Origin of the sequence: Streptomyces sp. NPDC050549 (genome assembly GCF_040655035.1) — a bacterium.
Lineage (GTDB): Bacteria > Actinomycetota > Actinomycetes > Streptomycetales > Streptomycetaceae > Streptomyces.
Genome location: NZ_JBFAJD010000041.1, coordinates 19,227 through 42,300 on the forward strand (window position 1 = coordinate 19,227; position 23,074 = coordinate 42,300).

Here is a 23,074-nt window from a genome sequence, read left to right on the forward strand (position 1 = left end):
CACCCGATGGCGCGAGACCGTTTCACCCCCGACTTCGATCCCGACTGCGGGGACGCGCCCCTCAGTTCAGCCCGGCACGACATCGTCATCGGCCGCTGGCAGGGGCTGCGGGACCTGCTGCGGAACACCGGTGCGCACTGGCTCGCCCGCGGCCACCGCGTCCGGATGCTCGCACAGGCCTGCGCGAGCAGTTCGACGGTGGAGTCGTGGCTGGCCGCCGAACCCGGCAGCGGCGACGCGCTCACGCTGCGGGCGGCCACGGAGACCGCCCGGGCCTTCAACCTGGCCATCGCGGCGGGCCGGGGCGTGCCCATCGACCGCAACCGTATCGACACCGCCGTCATGGCCTGCCTCCAGGCCGCGGAGATCTATCCGGACGACCCCACACCGTGGATCTCCCTGATCTCCGTCGCCCGCCTCTACCCCGCGGGCGTACGGCGGCAGGAACTCGCCCGCTGGTGGGACGAGTTGCACCGGCGCGACCCCTACAGCGTCGAGGGCCACCTCCAGGTCCTCCACTACTACTCCTCCCGCTGGCACGGCAGCCACGGCCTGATGTACGACTTCGCCCGCGACGCGGCGGGCGTGGCACCACCCGGCTGCCCACTGCCGGTACTGGTGCAGTACGCGCGGGTCGAGGAGTACCGCTACGTCCTCGACGCCGCCAAGGGCCAACAGGCCGCGGTGGGCCTCGGCCAGCACTGGACGCACGACGGCGCCGTCAGCGACGTACGCCGGACCTGGCAGCGCTGGATCGCGGCCCGGGAGGAAGGCGCGATCCCGCCCGGCGAACTTCGCGACCTCAACTACCTTGCCCACGCGGCCTGTTACGCCGGGACGAGGGACGTGGCGGCGGCCGTGGTCGGCATGATGGGGCGTCGGGCGACGCCGACCCCCTGGTCGTACACCGGGGACGCGGAGAAGCAGGTCGTGAAGTGGCGGAAGGAGTTGGGGGTCCGCTCCTGACGGGCTACTCGGCGGGCTGCTCCGCCGGCTGGGCCAGGTCCGCCGTCCACTTGTCCTCGATGCGGCCGAACTTCCACACCAGCAGGGCCACGGCCCAGGTCGCGAAGAAGAGGCCGACGATGACGAAGCCGATGACGTTGAGGTCGAGGCCCGCGATCCAGTCCCAGAAGAAGCCGTGCAGGTCGAGCTTCTCGGCGAACAGGCCCAGGAGTTCGACGGTGCCGATGATCAGGGCGACGGCGACGGACAGACCGGTGACGGTGAGGTTGTAGTAGACCTTGCGCACCGGCTTGGAGAAGGCCCAGCCGTAGGCGAAGTTCATGAAGGTGCCGTCGATCGTGTCGAGCAGCGACATGCCCGCGGCGAACAGCACCGGCAGGCACAGGATCGCGTACCAGGGCAGGCCGGACGCGGCACCCGAGCCCGCGAGCACCAGCAGCGCGATCTCGGTCGCCGTGTCGAAGCCCAGACCGAACAGCAGGCCCAGCGGGTACATCTGCCACGACTTGGTGATCGACTTCATGAAGCGGCCCAGGATGCGGTTCATGAAGCCCCGGTTGTTCAGGTGCTCCTCAAGTGCGGCCTCGTCGAAGTCGCCCGAGCGCATCTGGCGGAACACCTTCCAGATACCGGTCAGGATGACGAGGTTGATGCCGGCGATGACGTAGAGGAAGGTTCCCGAGACGGTCGTACCGATCAGGCCGGTGACGTCGTGGAGCTGGGAGTTGTCGTCGCGGACCGGGCCAGCCAGCGCCTTGACGCCGAGGGAGAGCAGGAGCGTCAGGCCGAAGACGATGCTGGAGTGGCCGAGCGAGAACCAGAAGCCCACCGACAGGGGCCGCTTCCCCTCGCTCATCAGCTTGCGGGTCGTGTTGTCGATGGCCGCGATGTGGTCCGCGTCGAACGCGTGCCGCATGCCGAGTGTGTACGCGGTGACGCCCATGCCGATGCCGAAGGACTTCTCGCCGACGCTGTAGTGCCCCGGCGCGACGATCCACACGAGCGTGAACCAGCCGATCACATGCAGCGCCAGGATGAAGCCGGCCATGCCGCCGACCCTGGTCCACTCCTGCCGCGTCATGGACGTACGGACGCGGTGCCAGACCGACGGCCGCGGGGTCGCGGCCGTGACGGGGAGGGTCGGAGCGGACTCGGGGGCGGCCGTCATCGAGGGGGTCTTTCTGCCGGGGACGAGGTCGCGGACTACAACCTCGTGCCATCCTCCCGTACCTGCAACCTATATGCAGTAACGGTCGGCAAAGCCCACGGCAGGTCTTACCCAAGGAAAGGAAAAGTACCTGTTCAGGCGGCCATCAGACCCCGCCCGAGCCAGTCCTTGGCGTCCCGCACACCGGGCAGCGCGAAGAAATAGCCGCCGCCCGTCGGGGAGATGTAGTCGACCAGGGGTTCGTCGATCAGCCGGGTCTGGGTCGCCTCGAACTGCCGCTTCACGTCCTGCTGGTAGCAGCAGAAGACCAGGCCCATGTCGAGGTTGCCGACGGTGTCGATGCCCCGGTCGTAGTTGTAGCCGCGGCGCAGGATGCGCGAGGTGTCGGTGGCCGCGGTGCGCGGATTGGCGAGGCGGATGTGGGCGTCGAGCGGGATCGCCGTGCCCTTGGGATCCTTGGCGTAGTGCGGGATGTCGGTCTCCTTGGCGCCGTCCAGCGGGGCGCCGGTGTCCTTGCGGCGGCCGAACATCAGCTCCTGTTCGCTGAGCGAGACCCGGTCCCAGAACTCGACCAGCATGCGGATGATCCGGATCACCTGGTAGCTGCCGCCGCTCGCCCAGGCGGGCTCACCCTGTCCGTCGCCGACCCAGACCAGCCGGTCGGTCTCACGGGCGGACTTCACGTCCGGGTTGGCTATGCCGTCCTTGAAGCCGAGCAGATTGCGCTGGGCGCCGGTGGGGCGCGGGGTGTTCTGGAAGCCGTCGATGCGCCATTTGATCTGCATCCCACCCCGCGTGTGCCGGGCGATGTCGCGCAGCGCGTGCAGCACCGTGTCCTGACGGGCACCGCACACCTGGAGCGACAGGTCGCCGTGGCATTCGGCGGCGCGCAGGTTGTCGTTCGGGAAGGTCCTCATCGGGGTCAGCCGGATCGGCTTGGCTCTGGCCAGTCCGTAGCGGTCGTCGAAGAGGGAGGCGCCGACACCGACGGTCACCGTGAGGGCGTCGGCGGGGACCTCCGGTCCGAGGATGCCGTTGTCGGCGGGCGGCGCGCCGACACCGGGGTCGGCGGGGGTACCGCCGGAGGTGAGGAAGCGGACCCGTTCGGTGATCGTGCGCAGCAGGTCGGCCAGTTCGGCACGGTTGTCGGCGATCACGTCGAGGGACACGAAGGTCGCGGCGGCAGGGGCGGGGGTGAGGATGCCCGCCTGATGGGTGCCGTGGAAGGGCACCTTCGCCGCGTTCGTGGTGTCCGCGGCCTGCGCCTGGGCCGTGCCACCGGTCTCGGCGAGCGCGAACGCCCCGCCGGCCAGCACCGCTCCGGCGGCCCCGGCACCGAGCGCCGTCCGGACGAAGGAGCGACGGCCGGCTCCGGCCGGGCAGACCGGGGTTTCGGCAGTGGACATCGGACGGTTCCCTTCACTACGGCCAGTGCTGTTCGTGTTCTCGGCGCTCATCAGGCGGACTTCCTGATCTCCAGCAGGTCCGGCACCGGGGCCAGATCCTCCAGCAACTGCCCGGTGGCGCCGTCGAGTCGGGCTCTGTCCGCCTGGCTCAGCTGCTCGACGGGGGTCCAACTGCCGCCTTGGTGCGCCGAGTCGAGCAGCCTCTGCAGCCGGGCGAGGGCGGCGTCGATCGTCGGGAGCAGCGTCGGGGACTCCTTGGTCAGCAACGGCTTGAGCACGGTGAGGAGTTCGCGGGTGCCGGCGAGGTTGCTGTCGACGGTCGCGAGATTGGTCCCGCTGCCCTCGTCGGTGTCGCCCGTCAGCTCGAACTGCAGGGCGTTCTCCAGGATTTCGTGGGCCCGCAGCGGCAGGTCGCCCGGGTCGAAGTCCTGGGTGGGAAACGCCTTCCGCAACCCCACGACGGAGGTGGCGAGTTGCTGCGCGGGCACCTTCAGCTCGCTTGCCGACTGCCCGTGCCACAGCCCGTACTCGATGCGGTGGAAGCCCGCGAAGTCCTTGTCGTCGACTCCCCCGGCCAGCCCGTCGGCCCGGCCGTTGATCTTCTGGTCGAAGTCCTCGAAGGTCCCGTAGGCGGCACCGAGCGAGGAGTAGGTGCGGTGTGCCGTCAGCCAGTCGGTGCGCGCCTTGCCCAGGTGGTTTCCGGCGATGTCGGCGCCGAGCTGCCGGGTCTGGGTTTCGAGGGTGGCCAGGCCCTGGTCGACGTACACCTTGTAGGCCTTGAGGGGCGCGGCGAGGTCGTTCTCGGAGACGGGGACGACCGCCTTCGCCGCCCCGCCCCCGCCGCTGACATGCACGGTGGCGGAGGTGACGGCCTTGGCGCCGGTGGGGACGCAGCGCCAGGCGTACGAGCCGCCCGCGACGGTGGCGACCAGGTCCCGGGTGGTGCCCGGCGCCAGGCCCTCGACCTCGCCGTAGACCGCGCCCGTGGTCGGGTCGATGAGATACACCTCGGCCGTCTTGTCGCCGGTGTTGTGCATCTGGAAGGTCTGGCGTCCGGTGCCGGGCGCGGAGAAGCCCTTGCCGCACTCCGTCTCGGAGACGGCGACCGTCTCGGAACTCGCGGGCTTGGGGCGGGCGAAGGCGACGACGAGCCCGGCCACGACGGCGGGTACGGCGACCACGGCGACGGGGACCACCCAGACGGGGCGACGGCGCGGGGACACCTCGGGTGCGCGCACTTCGGCGGGCTCCGGCGCGGTCGTCCTGGTCCGTACGCCAAGCACGAACAGGGGCATCACCACGGCGAGATAGCCGACGTAGCCCACCACCTGGAGCCAGGTCATCGTGGGCATCAGGTTGAACACTCCCTGGACGAGGGTGCTGTACCAGGAGCCGGCGTCGACGCTGCCGCCGAGGTCGAAGGCGTACGTCGTCAGGCCGGGCAGGACGCCGCCCTCCTGGAGGTCGCGCAGGCCGTAGCCGAGGACGCCGGCGGCGATGACGACGAGAACGACGCCGGTGGCGGTGAAGAACTTCGTCAGGTTGATCCTGAGGACCCGGCGGTACAGGCCCCAGCACAGGCCGGCCGCGAGGACGAGGCCGATGGCGGCGCCGGCCAGGGGGCCGGAGGACTCGCCGGCCGCGCGGGCGGTGGTCCACAGGAACAGGGCCGTCTCCAGGCCCTCGCGGCCCACCGCGAGGAACGAGGTGAGCATCAGGACGCCCGCGCCCATGCCGAGCGCGCCGGTCACCTTCTCCCTGATCTCGCCGGAGAAGGTGCGGGCCGAGCGGCGCATCCAGAACACCATCGCGGTGACGAAGGCGACGGCGATCACGCTGAGGACACCGCCGAACGTTTCCTGGGCGGTGGCGGAGAGGTTCGCCGCGGTGAACGTGAGCACGGCGCCGAAGCTCAGCGCGAGGGCGATCGCGGCCAGCACACCGGTCCACACCTGCGGCAGCCGGGACTTGGCATCGGCGCGGACGAGGGTGGCGACCAGGATCGAGACGATGAGTCCCGCTTCCAGCCCCTCCCGCAGCCCGATCAGAAAGCTCGGAAACGCGTCGTCCCACATCGGGTGCGACCCCTCCTGGGTTAGTGAAGGCATGCCTTACTTCGCGGACCATCATGACTACATGCATGTAGTCAACCGGTCATGAATCGGTAACGGCCGGGCAAAAGAGCGGAACTTCCCCCGTGCCGCGATCGTCTACAGTTGAGTAGACCGTCTACAGATTTGTAGTCAGAAATCGGCGAAGGGGCTCACGACGATGACCACACCCTTGGACCTGGCGTCCCAGCTCGCCGTCAACGTGCTGGACGCCAAGTCGCTGCTGGCCGCCTTCGGTGCGCTGGGGGTCGGCGTGGTCATGTTCGCCGAGACGGGCTTGCTGATCGGGTTCTTCCTGCCAGGCGACTCCCTGCTGTTCACTGCGGGCCTGCTGTGCACGGGCGGCGCGGACCGAGCCGTGAAGCTGTCGCTGCCGCCCCTCCTGGTCGCGGCGGCGGTGGGCGCGCTCGCCGGGGCGCAGTGCGGCTATCTGCTCGGCCGGAAGGCGGGCGGCGCGCTGCTCACCCGCAGCCGCTCGCCCCGTCTGCACGAGGGCGCCCGGCGGGCCGAGGAGTTGCTCGACCGGTACGGCCATGCGAAGGCGGTCGTGCTGGCCCGCTTCGTGCCCGTGGTACGGACGGTGCTGAACCCGATGGCGGGCGCGCTCGGGGTGCCCGTCCGGACGTTCACCGTCTGGCAGGTGGCCGGCGGTCTGGTGTGGAGCCTGGGACTGACCCTCGCCGGCTACGCGCTCGGCTCCTCCGTCCCGAACGTCGACAAGTACCTGCTGCCCATGGTCGCCCTGATCGTGGTGGTGTCGCTGCTCCCCCTCGCCGCCGAAGTGCGCCGCTCCCGCCGGGAGGGCCGGGCCGGGGAGGCGCGCGGATGATCCTCGTCGCCTTCCAGGGGTCCTCGATCGACGGCTCGGCCTACGAGGACGTGGTCGACTTCGCTCGGCACGCGCCCGATTGGCTGGACGACACGATCTCGGTCTGGTCGACGTACGGGCTCGTGGTGTTCGCCGTGCTGATGTTCGTGGGCTGGTGGCGGGCGCGCCGGGTGGGTGCCGAGGCGGCGCTGACGGCGCTGGCCGTGCCGCTGGTCGTGGTGGCCGTGTACGGGATCGACTCCCTGCTGAAGTCGGTGGTGCGGGAGAACCGCCCCTGCCAGACCCTGCGGGTGGTGACACTGGAGGCGTGTCCGGCGCGGGGCGACTGGTCCTTCCCCAGCAATCACGCAACGATCGCGGCGGCCGCGGCGGTCGCCCTGTTCTTCGTCTCCCGCCGGCTCGGTGCGCTCGCGGCCGTGGCCGCACTCGCGATGGCGGTGTCCCGGGTGTGGGTCGGGGCGCACTATCCGCACGACGTCGTGGCGGGCATCCTGATCGGCGCTCTCCTCGCGTCCGGCGCGATGGTCCTCGTGCGGCACCGGCCGAAGTCCCTGGCACAGCGGATCACGGCGGGCCGACTGCGACCGCTGGTGCTGTCGTGAACCGCAAGGACGTGGCCGAACTGGCGGGCAGCGTGGGTGTGGGTGCCTGGACCGCGTTCGGTGTGCTGAGCATGGTCGTGATCGGGCGCGAGGGCGTTCCGCTGTTCACGGACGAGGATCTGCTGTCGTGGTCCGTCGCCCACCGCCCGGACATGGCGTCGGCGGTGGCACGCGGTGTGACCGCGACCGGCACGGGTGTCGTCCCGTACGCCCTCGTCGTCCTCGCCGGACTCCTCACCGGCCGCACCGTGCGTCGGCGGCTGCTCGCCGCGGCCCTGGCCACGGCCTGCCTCGCCGTCGGGGAGGGACTGCGCTACGGCGTGATGACACTGATCGCGCGGCCCCGCCCGGTGCGTGCCGACTGGGCCGGACACGCCTCGGGCTGGTCGTTCCCCTCGGGCCACACCACCACGGCGGCGGTCACCGCCGGGCTGGTGATCCTCGCGATACTAGTGCGCGCCCCGCACGGACGGACCGCGCTGTGCCTGGCCGTCGGCTGCTGGGGCGCACTGGTCGGGCTGACCCGGGTGTATCTGGGCGTGCACTGGTTCACCGATGTGATCGGCGGCTGGCTGTTCGCCGTGGGCTGGCTCGGCGTGTGTCTGTGCGCGGCAGCCTGGTGGCTGCCGGCATGGCTGCTCACGGACCCGTCGGACGTAGTCGTGCCACCACGGGAGGAGCATGTGTCCCGGGGTGAGGCGTCGTAGCCGGACGTCGTCTCCGGCCAGGGCCGGACCGGGGCCGGGCGCCGATGCCGGCCGTGCCGGCGGGCGGGACGTGGACGAAGCGCCCACAGCCCGGCACTGCCGGTGGAAGGCGCGACTTTCCGACGGATTACGTGCGGAGTCCGTTCCCCGACGATCAGCAATGGATAGTCCGGGCCACGACGGATCGTCGGGTCAACCGCCGCTGAGCCGCACGAGAACGGCGGTACCGGGTCGGGGCAGCGACACCGTCAACCGCCCCTCGGCCGGATCCCACTCCACCCCGGCATCGGCGGTCGCCGGATACAGCACCACGGGCCGGACACCGACGCCGCGCAGGTGGGGGACCGCGAGCACGCGGTCGACGGCGCCGGGCCCGTCAGCGTCCGACTCCCGCCGCCAGGCGGTCACATGGGTGGACCGTGCGCCCCGGAGCCCCTGCGCGATCCATTCGTCGTCCCAGCCGGGCAGGCCCAGCGGCCAGAACGGGTACGCGGCGCCGATCTCCGCCCTGATGTCCTTGTAGACGGAGAGCGCCGAGCGGACGAGGCCGAACCGCTCCTCGTCCATGCGGTTGAGAAAGCCGGAGAGGTGGATACGGCCCAGCAGCGCACCGGTGAGGGTGAAGGCGATCTCGTCCGGGCTCTGGTCGGGCTGGGGGTAGGCCCACACCGCGGCCTGCTCGGGTGCGGCGGCGGTACCGGCCGAGGCGGCGATGGGCGGGTAGCGCCGCGGGTCCTGCTGGTCGCTGGTGGACTGGATCTGGGCCACGGCGAGTTGGGCGTAGTCCATGCGCAGGCCGCCCGATCCGCAGTTCTCCAGGGCCAGTTGGGGATGACGGTCGAGCAGTGCGGCCATCCAGTCGAGGTGGGCGCGGTGGTGCCCGAGCAGTCCGGCTCCCGCGCTCTCGGAACCGTTCTCGGTTCCCGGGCCGATGTTGATGTTGTAGTCGAGCTTCAGATAGCCGACGCCCCACTCGCCGACGAGCCGGTCCACGACCTCGTCGAGGTGGGCGCGGGCGGCCGGGTGCCGCAGGTCCAGGTGGTGCCGTCCGTGTTCCGTGACGCGCAGGCCGCCGCGCCGGAAGAACGCCTCGGGCGGCAGCGTGCGGGCCAACGGGCTCCGGACGCCGACCACTTCGGGCTCCAGCCACAGACCCGGAGTCATTCCGTGCTTCCTGATCGCGTCCAGGACCTCCTGGATACCGCCAGGGAAGCGGTCGGGGGCGGCCTCCCAGGCGCCTACGGAGTCCCACCAGCCCTGCGCGTCGTCGTCGTACCAGCCCGCGTCGATCACGAACACCTCGGCCCCGGCGCTCGCGGCCGCCTCGACGAGGGGCAGGAGCCGTTCGGTGGTGGGGTCGCCCATCAGGGTGTTCATGTAGTCGTTGTAGATCACCGGGAGTTGGCGATGGTCGGGGTGGTCGCGCCGGATGCCGCGGCGGTGGTCCGTGAGTGCCGCGAAGGCGGCGTCCAGACCGCCGCTCTCCGCGCGGACCAGAACGGCCGGGACGGTACGGAACTCCCCGCCCGGGGCCAGGGTCTGGTGCCACTGGTGGTGGGCGTCGTCGGGCCCGAACAGGGCGACATAGGCCGCGCCTTCACGCTCTCCGGTCTCGAAGCGCCAGCCCGCGCTGGACTCGATCTGCCACAGCCAGGCCTGACCGTCGCGGTCGGTGAGCGCGGCGACCGGCAGGTGACGCCCGGTGGACCAACTCCCTTGCGAATAGCGCTCGAAGCAGCCGCGCCCCTCGTGTCCGTGCGCGGCCCGGTTCAACGGCACGGCCTCGTCGCGGAACCGGGTCCGGTGCCAACGGCATTCGGCGAGCCAGCTGTTGTCCGCCCAGTGCAGGGTCAGGCCATCGACTCCGGTGCCGGGATCGGAGATGCCACCGAGGGTAAGGGTCGTGACGCTCTCCAACCGGACCGGCTCGGCACCCTCGTTGACCAGCCGTACCCGCGAGCGCAGAAAACGCGAGCCGGCACCCGTCTCCAGGACGACCTCGGTGGCAAGCCCGGTCACGGGGTCCGTCAGCCGGATCGTCGTACGCTCCGCGCTTCCGTCCCGTACGGTCTCGTGGTCGCGGTAGGCGAGGCGTTCGCCGATGGCCGTCTCGATGAAGCGCTCCCCCGACCACAGCCGCCCGTGGCCGGTCGCGGTGACCTCGACGAGCGGCACCAGGCGGGCCCAGTCCTGGCCGGGCGCTCCCAGCCGGACCGCTCCGGCGGCATCGACGAGGGCATGCAGCCCGAGTGTCGGGTGCGACCAGACACGGGACGGCCCGGTTGTTCCTACCGCACTGGTCAACGCGTTCTCCGCTTCCACCCGGACAGTCTCGCTCAGGGCGCGACGGTCGGTCCGTCCGGGTGGCTCCGACGCTGTTCGACCATCTCGCGGGTCAGCGCCTCGGTCTCCGGCTCCGGAAGCCGCTCGAAGCCGTCCTCGGTGATGACCGACACGATGGGGAAGATACGGCGGTTGATGTCGGGGCCGCCGGTGGCCGAGTCGTCGTCGGCCGCGTCGTACAGGGCCTGCAGCGCGGCCAGGGCCGCGTCGCGCCGTGACATGCCCTGGTGGAACAGCTTCTTCAGGGCGCCCCTGGCGTACGGGGAGCCGGAGCCCTCGGCGTGGAAGTCCGGCTTCTCGTAGGTACCGCCGACGACGTCGAAGGTGAAGATGCGGCCCTTGGCGCCCTCGGGAGCGGCGGGGTCGTAGCCGACGAGGAGCGGTACCACGGCGAGGCCCTGCATGGCCTGGCCGAGGTTCTGCCGGATCAGGCCGGCCAGGCGGGTGGCCTTGGCGTTGAGGGTCATCGGGATGCCCTCGATCTTCTCGAAGTGCGTCAGCTCGACCTGGTACAGCTTCACCATGTCGACGGCGAGCCCCACCGTGCCGGCGAAGGCGACCGCCGTGTAGTCGTCCGCCGGGTGCACCTTCTCCAGGTCGCGTTGCGCGATGACGTTGCCCATGGTGGCCCTGCGGTCGCCGGCGATCAGTACGCCGTCCCGGTAGGTGAGCGCCAACACCGTGGTGCCGTGCGGGAATTGGTCGTCTCTCGCGCGGACACCGCGCGGGAAGGGGCGGCGGGTGGGCAGCAGCGTGGGACGGTGCGCGGCCAGGAAGTCGGTGAAGGACGAGTTTCCGGGAGTGAAGAACTCCTCGTCCAACCGGCCGTCGGTCTCATTCCCCGCCATGCAACTCCCCTTCGCCGGTGGGTCAATAACGATGTCCTACCTGAACCAGCCGTGCCGAAAACACCGGTTGGGGTCAGAGGTTCTTACGACGGACGAGTACCCCGAGCACCAACAGGCCGGGGATCAGCGGCAGCCACATGGTGAGCAGTCGGTAGCCGAGGACGACGGAGGCGGCGGCCGACGCCGTGGTTCCCGAGGCGGTGAGGGCGAAGACCAGGGCGGCGTCGAGGGAGCCGATACCGCCCGGGGTGGGCAGCAGGGCGGCGGCGCTGCTCGCGGCGAGATACAGCAGCGCCACCCGGGCCGGGGACAGCGGCAGTTCGACGGCCTGCGTGACACAGATCAGCACCAGCGAGTGCAGCGCGGCGAAGGCCAGCGAGCCGCCCCACAGGGCCACCGCCCGCTGCGGCCTGGCGTGCACGGCCCGGATGTCGGTCAGTACGGCCGCGAGGGCACGCCGACACCGGGGCCACAGTGGGCAGTTGAGCAGTACGGTCACCAGCACGACGACGGCGAGTACGACGCCGACCACGCCCAGGGAGACGCGCGGGACGCGCAGCACACCCGGGCAGGCCGCCGCGAGGACGCCGATGAGCACGATCCGGACGACCACACCGGCGGTCGCCTTCACGGCGAGGGCGCTGGCCGAACGGCCGACCGGGAGCCCGCAGCGCATCAGGAAGCGCAGGTTGACCGCGCCTGCGCCGAGCCCGGCGGGCAGCACGTGGTTGGCGGCCGACGCGGCGAGCTGCGCGGCCACCAGCCGTCCCCCGGGCAGCCGTTGGGGCACCGCGCCCTGCTGGGCGAGCGCCGAGGACACCCAGGTCCCGAGCGCGGCCGTCCCGGCCACCAGCAGCCACCCCTGATCGGCGACGGCGAGCCGGCCGGCCCCGCTCGCGAGCACGGGCCAGTGCCGCCGGAGCAGACAGACCACGGCCACGAGCACGCAGAGCGTCGACGCCGCCTGCCAGTAGGCATGTCGGCGACGGGTGCCGGTCGTCGCGGTGAGGTCGGGAGGTGCCGTCATGCGCCTCCGTCCCGCTCGGTGGTCGGGGCGACACGCAGATCCAGCGTGCCGTAGTGATGGACGGGCCAGTCGTGGGCGTACGCGGGCGGGCGGCTGCCGGCCGGTGTGATGTCGGCGACGGGCATACGGCGGGCGGTCCGGTCGATGACGGTACGGCTGGAGTTGGCGTTGTGGCCCCCGGTCGCGGCGGAGGCGCAGCCCGTGTAGAAGGCGACCGGGATGGCGTCCTGCCCGGTGAGCAGGCAGGGTCTGAGCACACCGAGGCGGTGGAGTTCGGCGGCGGTGCGGGACCAGTCGCGGTGCTGGGCGTTCGTACGGCTCACCGTGTGTTCCAGGACGGCGAGTTGGATCGCCAGATGCCCGGCGAGCCCCACCGCGAGCAGGGTCACCGCGACCCGCCGCCAGGCTCCGGTCGGCCCGGTGACCAGGTGGATCAGCGCGTCGGCGACGGGGATCGCCGCCAGCGCGTAGGCGGGCAGCAGGAAGCGCGGGGCCGCGTAGCCGATCATGAAGAGGTACGGGAAGGCGGCCGTCGCGGCACAGGCGAAGGGCACGAGGGTGGGCGCGGTGCGCCGGGCACGGACGGCGACAGTCAGTCCGACGACGGCGAGGACGGGCAGCACGAGCCACCAGACGTCGACCGCCGGGTTGGGCATGCCGCCCGTGCACGGGCGGCACAGGGCGCGTCCGCCCAGGCTGCGCAGCTGGTCGACGACCGCGAGGTGCCAGCCGAGTCCGCCCTCGATCCCCGAGGCGTCGTGCAGCCGCTGCGTCAGACCGCCGTAGCTGACGTACGCCTCGACCACCCATTCCACGGCGCCGGACGCGAGCCCGGCGAGGAGGACGGTGAGCAGCCGCCAGTGGCGTGCGACGAGGCAGAGCGCGAGGAGGGGCAGGGTCACCCACACCGCGTCGGTCGGCCGCATCCAGGCCATCAGGGAGGCGCTCGCCGCCAGGCCCCACAGGGCGTTCCGGCCGGAGTGATCAGTCCCGGCGTCGCGGTCGGCGCAGGCCCGCAGGAAGCAGCCCGCTGCGGCCAGGGCGCCCACGGCGACCCAGTAGTTGGGCATGGCCTGCGGGCCGTAGAACAGCGTCACCCAGAGGGAGGCGAAGAGGGTGCCTGCCAGGGCCAGGACGCGGACGGGGAACAGGGTGCGCCAGGTGCGGAGTGCGAGGAAGAGGGCGAGGCCGGAGAGGGCTGCGAGGTAGACGCGGAGCAGGGTGGTGGACGAGGACCAGGAGGTGACGGGTACGACCAGGAGGGAGATGCCACGGGCCCTGGGTGCGCTGAAGAAGGCGGCGGGGGCGTGCGCGCTGATCTGGCTGACGTACACGGTCTCGTCCCAGCCGAGGCCCAACCCTGGTCGTACGAGCAGCAGTTGGGCCAGGGTGAAGGCGCCGGCCACCAGCGCGAGGGGGTACTCCGAGCGGCCGGACGCGGTCGGCGATCCGGGCCGCCGGGTCCCGGCGAGTGTGGCGTACGTGCTGCCGGACATGCCCCACCCTCCCCCCTACAGTTTGTAGGGTTACCGGCACCCTACAACCTGTAGGACTGGAGAGACGGGAGCCGGGGAAAACATGGACAAACTATCCCGCCGCCGCTGTGGTCGCGGCCTGCAATTCGGCCAAGCGACTGACAGCCCGGGGCGCTCGGCCTTGGACACCCGTGCCGCCCCGGCAGATTGGGCGGCCCCTGAATGCCGAACGAGCCGCCTTGGCCGCAGTGGAGCACCGTGGAGGTCCGTCCGGCGATCACCTTGACGAGTAACCACTCCGCCGGGCCGGAAGACGGTCAGAGCAGGGTCGCGTACTGGACCTGCAAGCCCCAGTCGGCGGAGTCCGCGGGATTGCTGTCGCCGAAGATGGTGTCGATGGAGTTCGCGTTGGCCACCACGCCCAGATCGCGGATGTGCTCGAACGCCTTGGTCGGCTGGCTGTTGTTCGCCGACACCGCGATCTTGCCCAGGTGGTGATCCTCGCTGTCGCAGGTGAAGCGGAACCCGGTGAGCACGAAGACGAAGTCCCCGGCCGGCCGGGTGAGAAGCGTCCGGGTGCACTGCCCCGCGCAGTCCCCGTGGAACGTCGCCTGCACGATGCCGGTCGGATCGACCCACTCGTGGGAGACGCGGTAGTTGTCGTTGTCGTCGCCGTTCAGGTCGGCGAAGGCGATCTCGACCGCCGACTGCTGCGCCAGAGGCATCGCCTCGACCTGGCGGATGTGGTGGTCGCTGTGCGCTCGCCGGTCTATGGCCGGATTCAGCGCACAACCGTGCGTACTTCCGCAGGACCTCCCGGGCTCCGTCAGGGGAGAAGGCACAAGCGCGAGGCTCCCAGGTGTACTGATCGACCCCGACCAGACAAAAGAGCCAGGTCAGAGCGTCAACGGTAGACATGTCGCACCCTACAAGCTGTAAGGTGAGGCCATGGCTGGCACAGACTCGCGGGTCCGGGCGGAACGGCGCAGCGCCGGTGAGCTGGAGAGCGAGGTCCTCGCCGCACTCTGGGCGACCGACCGCCCGCTGACACCGGCCGAGATCCAGGCCGAGATCGACGGCCCGCTCGCCTACAACACCGTGCACACGATCCTCAAGAGGCTCTACGACAAGGGGCTCGTCCTGCGGGACGCCGCCGGGCGGCGCGGGGCGTACCGGCCGGCGAAGAATGCCGCCGAGTTGACCGCCGAGGCGATGCACGAGGCGCTGGACCGGGGGCCGGATCCGATCGCCGCGCTCCAGCAGTTCGTGAGCGGTCTGCGGCCCGAGGAGGAGAAGGCGCTGCGCGACCTGCTGGCCGGGGACGCGGTATGAGGTTCGACGTCTACACGCCGTTGCCCCTGTCGGTGCTGCTCGCCCTGATCAGCCCGGCGATCGGCAGCCGGGTGGCTCCGGCGCTGGCCGCACGGGTGCTGACCGCCGCCGCCGTGGTGACCGCGGCGGCCACCTGCTGGTCGCTGTTCCTGCTGGCGGCGACGCTCGTCGGTGACGCTCCGCCGATCGTCGCCGAGGCCCGGCAGGACGGGCTCCGGCTGGCCGAACCGGTACCCGAGGTCATCGGGATCGCGGCCGGTGTCGCCCTCGCCGTGCTCCTCGTGTCCGTCCAGGGTGCGGTGAACGCCGACCGCCGTACGCGGCGGGCGCTGCGGCGGCTGTGCGAGGGGCACCCGGCGGACACCGAGTTGATCGTCGCCGCCTCTCCCGAGGCACACGCGTTCGCCATCCCCGGCACACCTGGCCGGATCCTGGTCACCGCCGGCATGCTGAGCGCCCTCGAACCGGCGGAACGCCGGGTCCTGCTCGCCCATGAGCGTGCCCATCTCGCCCACCGGCACGCCCTGTTGGTGACCGCGACGACGCTCGCCGCCGCGGCCAACCCGCTGCTGCGGCCCGTGCGGGGCACGGTCGCCTTCCTGGTGGAACGGTGGGCGGACGAGCGGGCGGCGGACGCGGTCGGCGACCGCGCCACCACCGCCCGCGCCCTGGCCCGCGCCGCCCTGAGCGCCGAACACGCGCGCCCCGCCTGCGCGTTGGGCTTCACCGACCGTGCGGTCACGCGGCGGATCGCGGCGCTGCAGACGACCCCGCCCCCGCGCCTCTGGCCCCTCGCGGCGGCCGTTCTCGCGCTGGGCGCGCTGCCCGCGCTCGGCGCGGCCGACGCGACGGACGACCTGTTCCGGATGCTGGCGGGAGTGCTCGTCTAAGCGGCGAGAGGCAGTTGCCGTCAGCGGCCCCGGGGCTTGCCGCGCTTCGTTCCCTTGGCGCCGCCGGAGGAACCGCGCGGGTTCTTGCCCGTCGTGCCGGTCCTGCCGGTCGCCTTGCCGGTCGTCTTTCCGGCGGCGGGCTTGCGGCGCGCCGGGGCTTCGGTGCGCTTCGTCTTCGGCTGGGCCGGTGCCGGAGTGCGGCCCCGGGTGCTGTTGACCGTACGGCCCCGGACGATGCCGATGAAGTCCTCGACGAGGTCGGTGGTCGCTTCCTCGGGCCAGGACAGGGCGACGTCCGACTGGGGGGCGTCCAGGACGGTCCGGTAGGTGAGGTCCTTGCGGTGGTGCAGCCGGGCCAGGGACTGGGGAACGTAGAGGATGCCGATGCCCGACGCCACGTGCTCCACTGCGTCCTCGGTGCTCGCGGGACGCTCGAACGCGGGCTCCCCGGGCGGCGCTTCCCATCCGAGGACGTCGTCGAGCGGGTGGAGGACCACCTCGTCGGCGAGCTCGTCGAGGGCCACTTCGTCGGCGGCGGTCACGACGTGGTCCTTGGGGGCCACGACCACCGTCGCCTCGGTGTAGAGGGGGATCGCGCTGAGGACCGTACGGTCGACCGGCAGTCGTACGAGTCCGGCGTCGGCCTCGCCGCGCCGCAGCACGTCGGACGCCTCGGCGGCCGGGACCGGCACGAGGGTCAGGGGGACGTCGGGCCGGCGCTCGTTCCAGATCCGCACCCACTTGGCGGGCGTCACCCCGGGGACGTACGCGAGCCGGAACGTGGGGGATGCTTCCGAGCCTGTCACCCCGCAAGGTTACCCGCCGTGGTCGGAGGCCTCTTACACGGTCGATACTCTTGATGGTATGAAGTCGCACCAGACCACCCAGACGATGAAGCCCGCCACGGCGGCGAAGAAACTGGGTGTGTACCTAGAGGCCACACCCGCCGAGTTCCAGGAGGGTGACGTCTCCCGCGCCGAACTGAACGAGCTGCAGGCGAACCCGCCCGAGTGGCTGCGCGAGCTGCGCGCCAACGGCCCGCACCCGCGCCCGGTCGTCGCGGCCAGGCTTGGCGTGTCCATCGCCGGTCTCGCCCGTGGCGGGGTCACCGAGCCGCTCACCACCGAGCAGATCGAGGCGCTGAAGAAGGACGGCCCCGAGTGGCTGGAGAAGGAGCGCGCCACGCAGGCCGAGGTCCGCAAGGAAGCCGAGCGGATCAAGAACAAGAAGAACGCCGACAACGGCTGACGGCCGCGGGGGCAGGCGCTCAGGACGAAGACGCGCACGGTGACGGACGACCTGTCCGGGACGGAGAAGCCCCTCGCGTCGCACCGGCAGGTGGCGGCCGACCTGGGCCGGGAGATCGCCGAGGGCAGCTACGGCTCCGGCGGACGGCTGCCCGCCGAGGGCGAACTCGCCGACGGTACGGCGTCTTCCGGGGAACGGTCCGTCAGGCGATGTTCCTCCTGCGCACCGAGGGCCTGCTCGCCTCGCGGCACGGCACCCGCCGGGTCGTGATCGGGACGCCGAGTCCGCAGGACTTCGGTGAACTCCTCAGCTCCACCCGCTGGGCACGCTCGACGGGCGCCGAGCCGGGCGGCCGGATCGCCGCCGCCACGAAGACCCGTCCCACCGAAGCCGGCGAACGACTCCGGCTGCCGGCCCGCGCCGAGATCCACGCGGTACGGCGGCTGCGCACGCTCTCGGGGCGACCGGTGATGGCGGAGGGCACCGTGTACCCGTCCGCCGTGGGCGAGTTGATCACCGGTCCGCCTCCGGACACGGTGGTCCTGGAGGAGTCGGGGGTGCCGTTCGCGGACGCCCAGCACACCATCGACCTGTGCCGGGCCTACACCGAGAACGCCCGACTGCTCGGCTGCCGGCCCGGCGACGCCTTGCTCCGCGAGCGCCGGTACGGCACCGACCCCGCGGGCACACAGATCGAACGGTCCGAGGACCGCTGTCTGCCGGCGCCGGTGGCCTGCACCGTCCACAGCTCGGCCACGTCCGGCTCGCTGGCCCGCCAGTCGGGGGACGAGGTGTGAGCGGCGCCCCGGAGAACGCCGGAGCGGATCACGGTCGCGCGCAGGCGGACTGTTTGAGGAGCCAGTCCTGGGCCACCCGCAGGACGTCGCCGCGGGCACGTGCCAGCGGGTTCCTGGCGGTCTCCTCGTCAGGTGGGATCGCCTGGTCGTAGGTACGGCCTCAGCCCGGAACAGGTCGACCTACGCAGTGCCCGTCCCCCCAGCCTCTCGACACAGAAGGCGATCCTAAGGGTGACGATCAACGGCCAGGCAACTCCCGTACGTCACTCGTCGGTCCGCAGCAGGCCCGCGAGCGACGGCCGAAAGTGTGCGAACTCCGGGGCCAGTGCGCAACCCGACCCGACCGCGCACGGGTACCGCTACGCCGCCGCGTGCAGCCGGCCCTGCGTGGCTGTGCCGGTTGTCGGTGTGCGCGGTGATCCGAGCGCCGGTGAAGGCGAGGTTGTCGGGGTCCGGTTCGACCGTACGTCGAGAAGCCGCCCGTAGTTGGTCTCACGGAACAGGCGAAGATCTCGGCCGCTGCTCGGAGTACATGGACCTGCCACCCGCACAGGAACCAGCCCGACGTCAGCCCGGCAGCAGGCGCAGGCCCGAGACGAGGACGTCGACCAGCCGGAGCGCGTCGTAGCGGTTGTCGCCCTCCGCTCCGACGCACAAGTTGCCGACACCGCGCATGAGTTCGTAGGCGGTCAGGTCTGACCGGACTTCACCGGCCGCGGCTGCCGCGTCGAACAGTTCGGCGCACACGGGCAGGAGGCGGTCGAGGAAGTAGGAGTGCAGCGACTCGAAACCGGCGCTGTCGGACCGCAGCACCGAGGCGAGTCCGTGCTTGGTGACCAGAAAGTCGACGAAGAGATTGATCCACTCCCGTAGCGCGGCGTACGGGGTGGCGCTGCTCGCGAGCAGTGCCGGGCCAGCTTCGGCGCACGCCTCGACCTGGTGGCGGTAGACCGCGATGACGAGATCGGCGCGGGTCGGGAAGTGGCGGTAGATCGTGCCGAGTCCGACGCCGGCCTCGCGGGCGATGTCGCGCACCGGCGCGTCCACGCCCGACGCGACGAAGATCTTGGCGGCCGCGTCGAGCAGGGTCTCCTTGTTGCGCCGGGCGTCCGCCCGCTTGGACTGGGCCGCGCCGCTCTCACTCACCACGCACTTTCTCCACTTCGAGACGCACCGAACAAGGCCGAACAAGGCCAATCGAGCCAGGCAGGGCTTGTTAAACGGAACAGTGTTCCGTATTGTTCCGGAACAAGGTTCCGCTTGGTCATGATGTCAGAGCCCGGCCGGGCGACCAAGCCACGCCTCCCATCCCACCGCCTCGCACCCCCTCCCATCTCCCATCTCCCAACTCCCATCCCACCATCACGCCTTGTCGAAGGACGGACGGCACCATGCCCAACACCCCGCGACCCAGCTTCGGCATCATGACCGCCCCCATGCAGGTCGGCTACCAAGACCTCCTGCGTGTCTGGCGCGAGGCGGACACCGTCCCGGAGATCGAGCACGCCTGGCTGTTCGACCACCTCATGCCGATCGGCGGCGACCCGGACGGACCGGCCCACGAGGGCTGGACCCTGCTCTCGGCACTCGCCGCGCAGACCCGCCGGCTGCGGCTCGGAGTGATGGTGACCAGCAACCGTTTCCGGCCGCCCGCAATGCTGGCCAAGATCGCCACGACCGTCGACATCGTCTCCGGCGGCCGGCTCGACTTCGGCATCGGTGTCGGCTCCCGCCCGGACCATCCGCTGGCCCGGCGCGAGTACGAGGCCCACGGTCTCCCCTTCCACGACTCCGCGCACGCGGTGGGAAGCCTCGCCGAGGCCTGCACGGTGATCCGGCGGCTGTGGACCGAGGAGCGGCCCTTCGACTTCCACGGCACCCACCACCACCTCACTGGAGCCTTCGGCAACCCCAAGCCCGTCCAGCGCCCCCACCCCCCGATCCTCATCGGCGGACGCTCGGCCGCGGCCCTCCGCCTGGTCGCCGAGCACGCGGACCTCTGGAACATCCCCGGCGGCGACATCGCGGACGCCGTCGCCCGCGGCGCGCTCCTCGACCGCTACTGCGCCGAGATCGGCCGCGACCCCGCCTCCGTCACGCGCTCGATCCACTTGTCCGTGTCGTACGAGAAGCCGGAGGTCACCGGGGACGCCATCCGCGAGGCGGTCGGCGCGGGCTTCCGCCACATCGTCCTCGGACTGTCGGCGCCCTATCCCGCCGGTGTCGCCCGTTGGGTCGCCGACGAGCTGATCCACAAGGCCGCCTGAAAGTCCCGCCCCATCAGCCGTGCCCCATCAGCCGTGCCCTCATCAGTCGTGCGGGAACGAGTGGTGCTCGTGCGCGACCCGCCAGCGGCCTTGCTCCTTGCGCAGGCCGAAGGTGAGCCGCAGGCGCAGGGTGGGGTCTTCGGCGAGTTCCTCCGGGGTGCCGCAGCGGAGCAGGGCGTGGGCGTAGGCGACATCCGTTCCGGCCGTGATGTCGAGGGTGTCGATGTCGAAGCGGGCGCCCTGTGCCTGCCATTCGAAGATCGGCGGCCAGCTGGCGCTGTAGGCGGCGAGACCGTGGATGCCGGCGTGGGGTGGCGGGACGTCGTACATGACGAGGTCGTCCGTGTGGTCCGCCAGTACGCCGTCGAGGTCGCCGCGGTGGACGGCCTCGGCCCAGTCGGTGATCAGGGCGCGGATCTGTGTCGCGTCGTCGGGCATGGACGGCTCCTGTTCCTGTCCCCCACTCCATGGTCTCTCGCTGACCGAATCCCCGATCTTCGGCGAGTCATCGCCACGGCCGGGCGACCGAGACGGATGGCACACTCTCCCTGTGCCGCTGACCTTCGACGACCTCCTCACCCGTGCCACCGCTCTCGCCCGCCCCGGCAGACGTGCCGTTCTCGGCATCGCCGGCAGTCCGGGCGCGGGCAAGACGACCCTTGCCGAGCATCTGGTGCGGGAGCTCAACGGAACCGGCGAGCCATGGGTCGCGCACGTCCCCATGGACGGCTTCCACCTCGCCGACGTCGAACTGGACCGGCTCGGCCGCCGCGAGCGCAAGGGCGCGCCCGACACCTTCGACGCGGCCGGGTACGCGGCGCTGCTGCGGAGGGTGCGGGAGGAGACCGACGAGATCGTTTACGCGCCGGGCTTCGAGCGGGTTCTGGAGCAGCCGATCGCCGGTGTGATCCCGGTGGAGCCGGCGGTTCGGCTGGTGGTGACGGAGGGCAACTACCTGCTGGTGGAGGCGGGTTCATGGGCGCGGGTACGGCCGTGTCTGGACGAGGTGTGGTTCTGCGAGGCCGGTGAGGACGAACGCGTCCACCGACTCGTCGCCCGGCACGAAGAGTTCGGCAAGGACCACGAGACGGCCGTGGCCTGGGTGCTGGGCACGGACCAGCGCAACGCGGACCTGGTGGCTACGACGCGCGGCCGGGCGGATCTGGTGATCCCCCCGGCCGCGCTGCCCTCGCCGTACGGCGTGCCCCGCACTTGAGGGCTCACGCGTGGAGCGTCAGCTCCGGCTCCCCGTGGGCGTCGCCCGCCGCGTCCCCGATCACCGCGGTGAACGCCTCGGTGCGGACGGTCAGTTCGCCGTTCTCGCCGCTCGTGAACTCGGCGGTGAGTGGCCCGGTTCCGGGGCCGTACCTGACGACGAACACGTCCAGGTCCTCCGGCGTGCCCGGTGCCGGGTCGGCCTCCAGGGCCGTGGAGGTGACCAGGTGGCTCCAGCCCTCGTCGGGGTTGCCGTAGCCGCGCGGGTCGGCGGCGAGGGCGAACGCCGCCTCCTGCTGGGAGAGTTCGGAGCGGGCGTCGAAGCGGTCGGCGCCCTCGCCGGTCGGGTGGGTGAGGCGCAGGGCGCCCGCAGAAGTGACGTCGCCCTCCGCCGTCCTGCGCACCCGGTCCCCGTCGTCCGCCGCGTAGGGCAGCCCGGCGAGCAAGTACGGTGCTCCGTCGAGCCGTTCGACGGCGACCGTCGTCCACAGGCTCGTGCCGTCGGTGACGTAAAGGGACCGGATGTGCCGCAGGACGTGGTCGCGGCCGACGACCGGCTTGGTGACCAGCTTGGCGGTGAGGCCGTCGGCGCGGAGGTCACGGACCCGTACCTCGCCCATCGGGCGGCACAGCAGGAAGCCGTCGAGCACCGGTCCGAAGCCGTGCTGACGGTTTACGGCCGCGGGCAGGTAGTACGTGCCGTCGGCCTCGACCACTGACGGAGTCATCTTGCTGTCGAAGGCCACCGACACGGTGTCGGCGCGGAGTTGATGGCGGGCCGGCTCCGTGGCAGGGGTGCGGTGCCAGGGCGTGCTGTCCTGGATCTGCCAGACCAGCATCCACGCGAAGTGGCCGTCCACTCCCCCGTCGGGCTTGACCGCGTACCGGGCCCAGCGGCTGTCGCCCCGGTAGCGGCCGATGTCCGAGCCGATACGGGCACCGAAGTAGCGCAGCCCAAGGACAGACTCGAAGGCGGAGTGCTGCTCGCTGTAGCGCGGACCGCCGTTGTCGAAGCCGCCGTTGGTGAGGCGGGCGTCGATGTAGCGGGCCAGTGCCTCTCCGTCCTCGGCGAAGACGTCCTCGCCGCTGACGATGTGGGCCTTGGCCAGGAACGACAGGGAGATCGGGCCGTAGTTGTTGTCGTACGCGCCACCGTGCTCGGGCGGGAGGAGGGCACCGCGGTCGCTCACTCGGTGGGCGCGGATCTCGTCCGCGTACACGGCGAGCGCGCGTTCGCGCACCGACTCCCCTTCCCCTGAAGGCAGATGACCGGCCAGCATCAGGCCGCCGACCACACAGCCGATCGCCTGGTTGCCCGCCTCCTGCGGGTTGAAGAAGGTCGCCTCGGTGAGCCAGCGCCAGTAGCCGTGCGCCAACTCGACGAGCGCGGTGCGCTGTTCGTCGTCGACGAGTCCGTCCGCCGCGTCGAGGACGTCGACCGCCTGGAGCAGCGCCCACACGGTGCTCGGCCAGTCGCCGATGGGGTGCGCGCCCCCCTCCAGGACGTAACGGGCGTACGGGAGACCGGAGTTGCGGACCTTCAGGTTCGGGTAGCCGGGGTTGTCCTCGGTGTAGACGCGCTCGCGGAGATGGAAGGCGAGGCTGTGCCGCACGGCCTCCGGCAGCCGCGGGTCCTTGCCGCGCTGCCAGGCGAAGGCCAGCAGGGAGGTGATCCCGAGCGAGGTGTCCCCGATGTCGTCGTAGCAGTCGGGGTGTTCGAGGTTGCCCTCCGGTGTGATGCGCCGCAGGGCCTGCTCGACGACGTCGTCGAGGACCGCGTCGTAGGCCTCCGGGGTGTCGGGGAGGTTGTGCAGCGGGCCGCGCTGGTGGAGGAGGTGCACGG

23 protein-coding genes are annotated in these 23,074 nt (G+C 71.3%); 11 read left to right on the forward strand and 12 right to left on the reverse strand.

Translation table 11 applies throughout. From position 1 onward, the window contains the following. The first annotated feature begins 6 nt into the window (after positions 1 to 6). A complete protein-coding gene (locus AB0I51_RS39260; RefSeq protein WP_362983170.1) occupies positions 7 to 966 on the forward strand; it encodes a hypothetical protein in 960 nt (319 codons plus the stop codon). A gap of 4 nt (positions 967 to 970) precedes the next feature. On the opposite strand, the gene AB0I51_RS39265 is transcribed toward AB0I51_RS39260, so the two are convergent. The 3 genes from AB0I51_RS39265 to efeU all read right to left on the reverse strand — a co-directional run bounded on the left by AB0I51_RS39265 (position 971) and on the right by efeU (position 5,615). Further along, on the reverse strand, positions 971 to 2,134 hold the full coding sequence (locus AB0I51_RS39265; RefSeq protein ID WP_362983171.1) for a HoxN/HupN/NixA family nickel/cobalt transporter: 1,164 nt from the start codon (positions 2,132 to 2,134) through the stop codon (positions 971 to 973). Positions 2,135 to 2,268: 134 nt separating this feature from the next. Next, positions 2,269 to 3,540: an iron uptake transporter deferrochelatase/peroxidase subunit gene (gene efeB / locus AB0I51_RS39270; protein ID WP_362983172.1), complete on the reverse strand. Its 1,272-nt coding sequence runs from the start codon at positions 3,538 to 3,540 to the stop codon at positions 2,269 to 2,271. Positions 3,541 to 3,590: 50 nt separating this feature from the next. Beyond that, the gene (gene efeU, locus AB0I51_RS39275; RefSeq protein ID WP_362983232.1) at positions 3,591 to 5,615 is read right to left on the reverse strand and encodes an iron uptake transporter permease EfeU; all 2,025 of its coding nucleotides are present in this window, start codon (positions 5,613 to 5,615) and stop codon (positions 3,591 to 3,593) included. Between the two features lie 196 nt (positions 5,616 to 5,811). On the opposite strand from efeU, the gene AB0I51_RS39280 reads away from it, so the two are divergent. From AB0I51_RS39280 to AB0I51_RS39290, 3 genes are read left to right on the forward strand one after another with little or no spacing between them, the layout of a single operon-like run. Further along, positions 5,812 to 6,480: a DedA family protein gene (locus AB0I51_RS39280; RefSeq protein WP_362983173.1), complete on the forward strand. Its 669-nt coding sequence runs from the start codon at positions 5,812 to 5,814 to the stop codon at positions 6,478 to 6,480. Continuing rightward, positions 6,480 to 7,082, forward strand: coding sequence for a phosphatase PAP2 family protein (locus AB0I51_RS39285; RefSeq protein ID WP_362983233.1), 603 nt, complete (start codon positions 6,480 to 6,482; stop codon positions 7,080 to 7,082). The genes AB0I51_RS39280 and AB0I51_RS39285 overlap by 1 nt, the downstream gene beginning before the upstream one ends. Continuing rightward, entirely contained in the window at positions 7,079 to 7,789 is a 711-nt protein-coding gene (locus AB0I51_RS39290) for a phosphatase PAP2 family protein (protein ID WP_362983174.1), read from the forward strand. The genes AB0I51_RS39285 and AB0I51_RS39290 overlap by 4 nt, the downstream gene beginning before the upstream one ends. A 192-nt stretch (positions 7,790 to 7,981) precedes the next feature. Here the strand turns inward: AB0I51_RS39290 and AB0I51_RS39295 are convergent, their stop codons facing one another. The 5 genes from AB0I51_RS39295 to AB0I51_RS39315 form a co-directional block, all read right to left on the reverse strand. Continuing rightward, positions 7,982 to 10,093 (reverse strand): glycoside hydrolase family 36 protein, encoded by a 2,112-nt coding sequence (locus AB0I51_RS39295; protein ID WP_362983175.1) that lies wholly within the window; start codon positions 10,091 to 10,093, stop codon positions 7,982 to 7,984. A 32-nt stretch (positions 10,094 to 10,125) separates the two neighbouring features. Then, on the reverse strand, positions 10,126 to 10,980 hold the full coding sequence (gene prcB, locus AB0I51_RS39300; protein ID WP_362983176.1) for a proteasome subunit beta: 855 nt from the start codon (positions 10,978 to 10,980) through the stop codon (positions 10,126 to 10,128). A 73-nt stretch (positions 10,981 to 11,053) separates the two neighbouring features. Beyond that, entirely contained in the window at positions 11,054 to 12,007 is a 954-nt protein-coding gene (locus AB0I51_RS39305; protein WP_362983177.1) for a lysylphosphatidylglycerol synthase domain-containing protein, read from the reverse strand. Further along, positions 12,004 to 13,503 (reverse strand): hypothetical protein, encoded by a 1,500-nt coding sequence (locus AB0I51_RS39310; protein WP_362983178.1) that lies wholly within the window; start codon positions 13,501 to 13,503, stop codon positions 12,004 to 12,006. Before AB0I51_RS39310 ends, AB0I51_RS39305 begins: the two co-directional genes overlap by 4 nt. A 296-nt stretch (positions 13,504 to 13,799) precedes the next feature. Beyond that, entirely contained in the window at positions 13,800 to 14,207 is a 408-nt protein-coding gene (locus AB0I51_RS39315; RefSeq protein ID WP_362983179.1) for a hypothetical protein, read from the reverse strand. Positions 14,208 to 14,430: 223 nt separating this feature from the next. Here AB0I51_RS39315 and AB0I51_RS39320 point away from each other — a divergent pair, with 223 nt between their 5' ends. Beyond that, positions 14,431 to 14,814 carry a BlaI/MecI/CopY family transcriptional regulator gene (locus tag AB0I51_RS39320; protein WP_362983180.1) on the forward strand — a complete coding sequence of 128 codons (384 nt, stop codon included), beginning with the start codon at positions 14,431 to 14,433 and terminating at the stop codon, positions 14,812 to 14,814. After that, positions 14,811 to 15,704 (forward strand): M48 family metalloprotease, encoded by an 894-nt coding sequence (locus tag AB0I51_RS39325; protein ID WP_362983181.1) that lies wholly within the window; start codon positions 14,811 to 14,813, stop codon positions 15,702 to 15,704. The genes AB0I51_RS39320 and AB0I51_RS39325 overlap by 4 nt, the downstream gene beginning before the upstream one ends. A 20-nt stretch (positions 15,705 to 15,724) precedes the next feature. On the opposite strand, the gene AB0I51_RS39330 is transcribed toward AB0I51_RS39325, so the two are convergent. Then, positions 15,725 to 16,510, reverse strand: coding sequence for a LysR substrate-binding domain-containing protein (locus AB0I51_RS39330; protein ID WP_362983182.1), 786 nt, complete (start codon positions 16,508 to 16,510; stop codon positions 15,725 to 15,727). 58 nt (positions 16,511 to 16,568) lie between these two features. Between AB0I51_RS39330 and AB0I51_RS39335 the strand changes: the two genes are divergently transcribed. From AB0I51_RS39335 to AB0I51_RS39345, 3 genes are read left to right on the forward strand one after another with little or no spacing between them, the layout of a single operon-like run. Further along, positions 16,569 to 16,952, forward strand: coding sequence for a DUF5997 family protein (locus AB0I51_RS39335; protein WP_362983183.1), 384 nt, complete (start codon positions 16,569 to 16,571; stop codon positions 16,950 to 16,952). 39 nt (positions 16,953 to 16,991) lie between these two features. Then, on the forward strand, positions 16,992 to 17,222 hold the full coding sequence (locus AB0I51_RS39340; RefSeq protein WP_362983184.1) for a hypothetical protein: 231 nt from the start codon (positions 16,992 to 16,994) through the stop codon (positions 17,220 to 17,222). Next, positions 17,162 to 17,749 (forward strand): GntR family transcriptional regulator, encoded by a 588-nt coding sequence (locus AB0I51_RS39345; protein WP_362983185.1) that lies wholly within the window; start codon positions 17,162 to 17,164, stop codon positions 17,747 to 17,749. The genes AB0I51_RS39340 and AB0I51_RS39345 overlap by 61 nt, the downstream gene beginning before the upstream one ends. Positions 17,750 to 18,316: 567 nt before the next feature. Here AB0I51_RS39345 and AB0I51_RS39350 read toward each other — a convergent pair. Next, positions 18,317 to 18,895 (reverse strand): TetR/AcrR family transcriptional regulator, encoded by a 579-nt coding sequence (locus AB0I51_RS39350; RefSeq protein WP_362983234.1) that lies wholly within the window; start codon positions 18,893 to 18,895, stop codon positions 18,317 to 18,319. A gap of 245 nt (positions 18,896 to 19,140) precedes the next feature. Between AB0I51_RS39350 and AB0I51_RS39355 the strand changes: the two genes are divergently transcribed. Further along, entirely contained in the window at positions 19,141 to 20,016 is an 876-nt protein-coding gene (locus AB0I51_RS39355; RefSeq protein ID WP_362983186.1) for an LLM class flavin-dependent oxidoreductase, read from the forward strand. A 42-nt stretch (positions 20,017 to 20,058) separates the two neighbouring features. On the opposite strand, the gene AB0I51_RS39360 is transcribed toward AB0I51_RS39355, so the two are convergent. Continuing rightward, positions 20,059 to 20,454 carry an SgcJ/EcaC family oxidoreductase gene (locus tag AB0I51_RS39360; protein ID WP_362983187.1) on the reverse strand — a complete coding sequence of 132 codons (396 nt, stop codon included), beginning with the start codon at positions 20,452 to 20,454 and terminating at the stop codon, positions 20,059 to 20,061. A 112-nt stretch (positions 20,455 to 20,566) separates the two neighbouring features. Here AB0I51_RS39360 and AB0I51_RS39365 point away from each other — a divergent pair, with 112 nt between their 5' ends. Continuing rightward, the gene (locus AB0I51_RS39365) at positions 20,567 to 21,232 is read left to right on the forward strand and encodes a nucleoside/nucleotide kinase family protein (protein WP_362983188.1); all 666 of its coding nucleotides are present in this window, start codon (positions 20,567 to 20,569) and stop codon (positions 21,230 to 21,232) included. Positions 21,233 to 21,236: 4 nt separating this feature from the next. On the opposite strand, the gene AB0I51_RS39370 is transcribed toward AB0I51_RS39365, so the two are convergent. Next, positions 21,237 to 23,072 (reverse strand): hypothetical protein, encoded by a 1,836-nt coding sequence (locus tag AB0I51_RS39370; RefSeq protein ID WP_362983189.1) that lies wholly within the window; start codon positions 23,070 to 23,072, stop codon positions 21,237 to 21,239. Between the last annotated feature and the right edge of the window lie 2 nt (positions 23,073 to 23,074).

What these genes read in the sequence shown, in the direction of transcription:
- AB0I51_RS39325 (WP_362983181.1), top strand. Translation starts at nt 14,811, where the DNA reads ATGAGGTTCGACGTCTACACGCCGTTGCCCCTGTCGGTGCTGCTCGCC.
- efeU (WP_362983232.1), bottom strand. Translation starts at nt 5,615, where the DNA reads ATGTGGGACGACGCGTTTCCGAGCTTTCTGATCGGGCTGCGGGAGGGG.
- AB0I51_RS39315 (WP_362983179.1), bottom strand. Translation starts at nt 14,207, where the DNA reads ATGCCTCTGGCGCAGCAGTCGGCGGTCGAGATCGCCTTCGCCGACCTG.
- AB0I51_RS39280 (WP_362983173.1), top strand. Translation starts at nt 5,812, where the DNA reads ATGACCACACCCTTGGACCTGGCGTCCCAGCTCGCCGTCAACGTGCTG.
- AB0I51_RS39260 (WP_362983170.1), top strand. Translation starts at nt 7, where the DNA reads ATGGCGCGAGACCGTTTCACCCCCGACTTCGATCCCGACTGCGGGGAC.
- AB0I51_RS39355 (WP_362983186.1), top strand. Translation starts at nt 19,141, where the DNA reads ATGCCCAACACCCCGCGACCCAGCTTCGGCATCATGACCGCCCCCATG.
- AB0I51_RS39320 (WP_362983180.1), top strand. Translation starts at nt 14,431, where the DNA reads ATGGCTGGCACAGACTCGCGGGTCCGGGCGGAACGGCGCAGCGCCGGT.
- AB0I51_RS39310 (WP_362983178.1), bottom strand. Translation starts at nt 13,503, where the DNA reads ATGTCCGGCAGCACGTACGCCACACTCGCCGGGACCCGGCGGCCCGGA.
- AB0I51_RS39345 (WP_362983185.1), top strand. Translation starts at nt 17,162, where the DNA reads ATGTTCCTCCTGCGCACCGAGGGCCTGCTCGCCTCGCGGCACGGCACC.
- AB0I51_RS39335 (WP_362983183.1), top strand. Translation starts at nt 16,569, where the DNA reads ATGAAGTCGCACCAGACCACCCAGACGATGAAGCCCGCCACGGCGGCG.
- prcB (WP_362983176.1), bottom strand. Translation starts at nt 10,980, where the DNA reads ATGGCGGGGAATGAGACCGACGGCCGGTTGGACGAGGAGTTCTTCACT.
- AB0I51_RS39265 (WP_362983171.1), bottom strand. Translation starts at nt 2,134, where the DNA reads ATGACGGCCGCCCCCGAGTCCGCTCCGACCCTCCCCGTCACGGCCGCG.
- AB0I51_RS39360 (WP_362983187.1), bottom strand. Translation starts at nt 20,454, where the DNA reads ATGCCCGACGACGCGACACAGATCCGCGCCCTGATCACCGACTGGGCC.
- efeB (WP_362983172.1), bottom strand. Translation starts at nt 3,540, where the DNA reads ATGTCCACTGCCGAAACCCCGGTCTGCCCGGCCGGAGCCGGCCGTCGC.
- AB0I51_RS39305 (WP_362983177.1), bottom strand. Translation starts at nt 12,007, where the DNA reads ATGACGGCACCTCCCGACCTCACCGCGACGACCGGCACCCGTCGCCGA.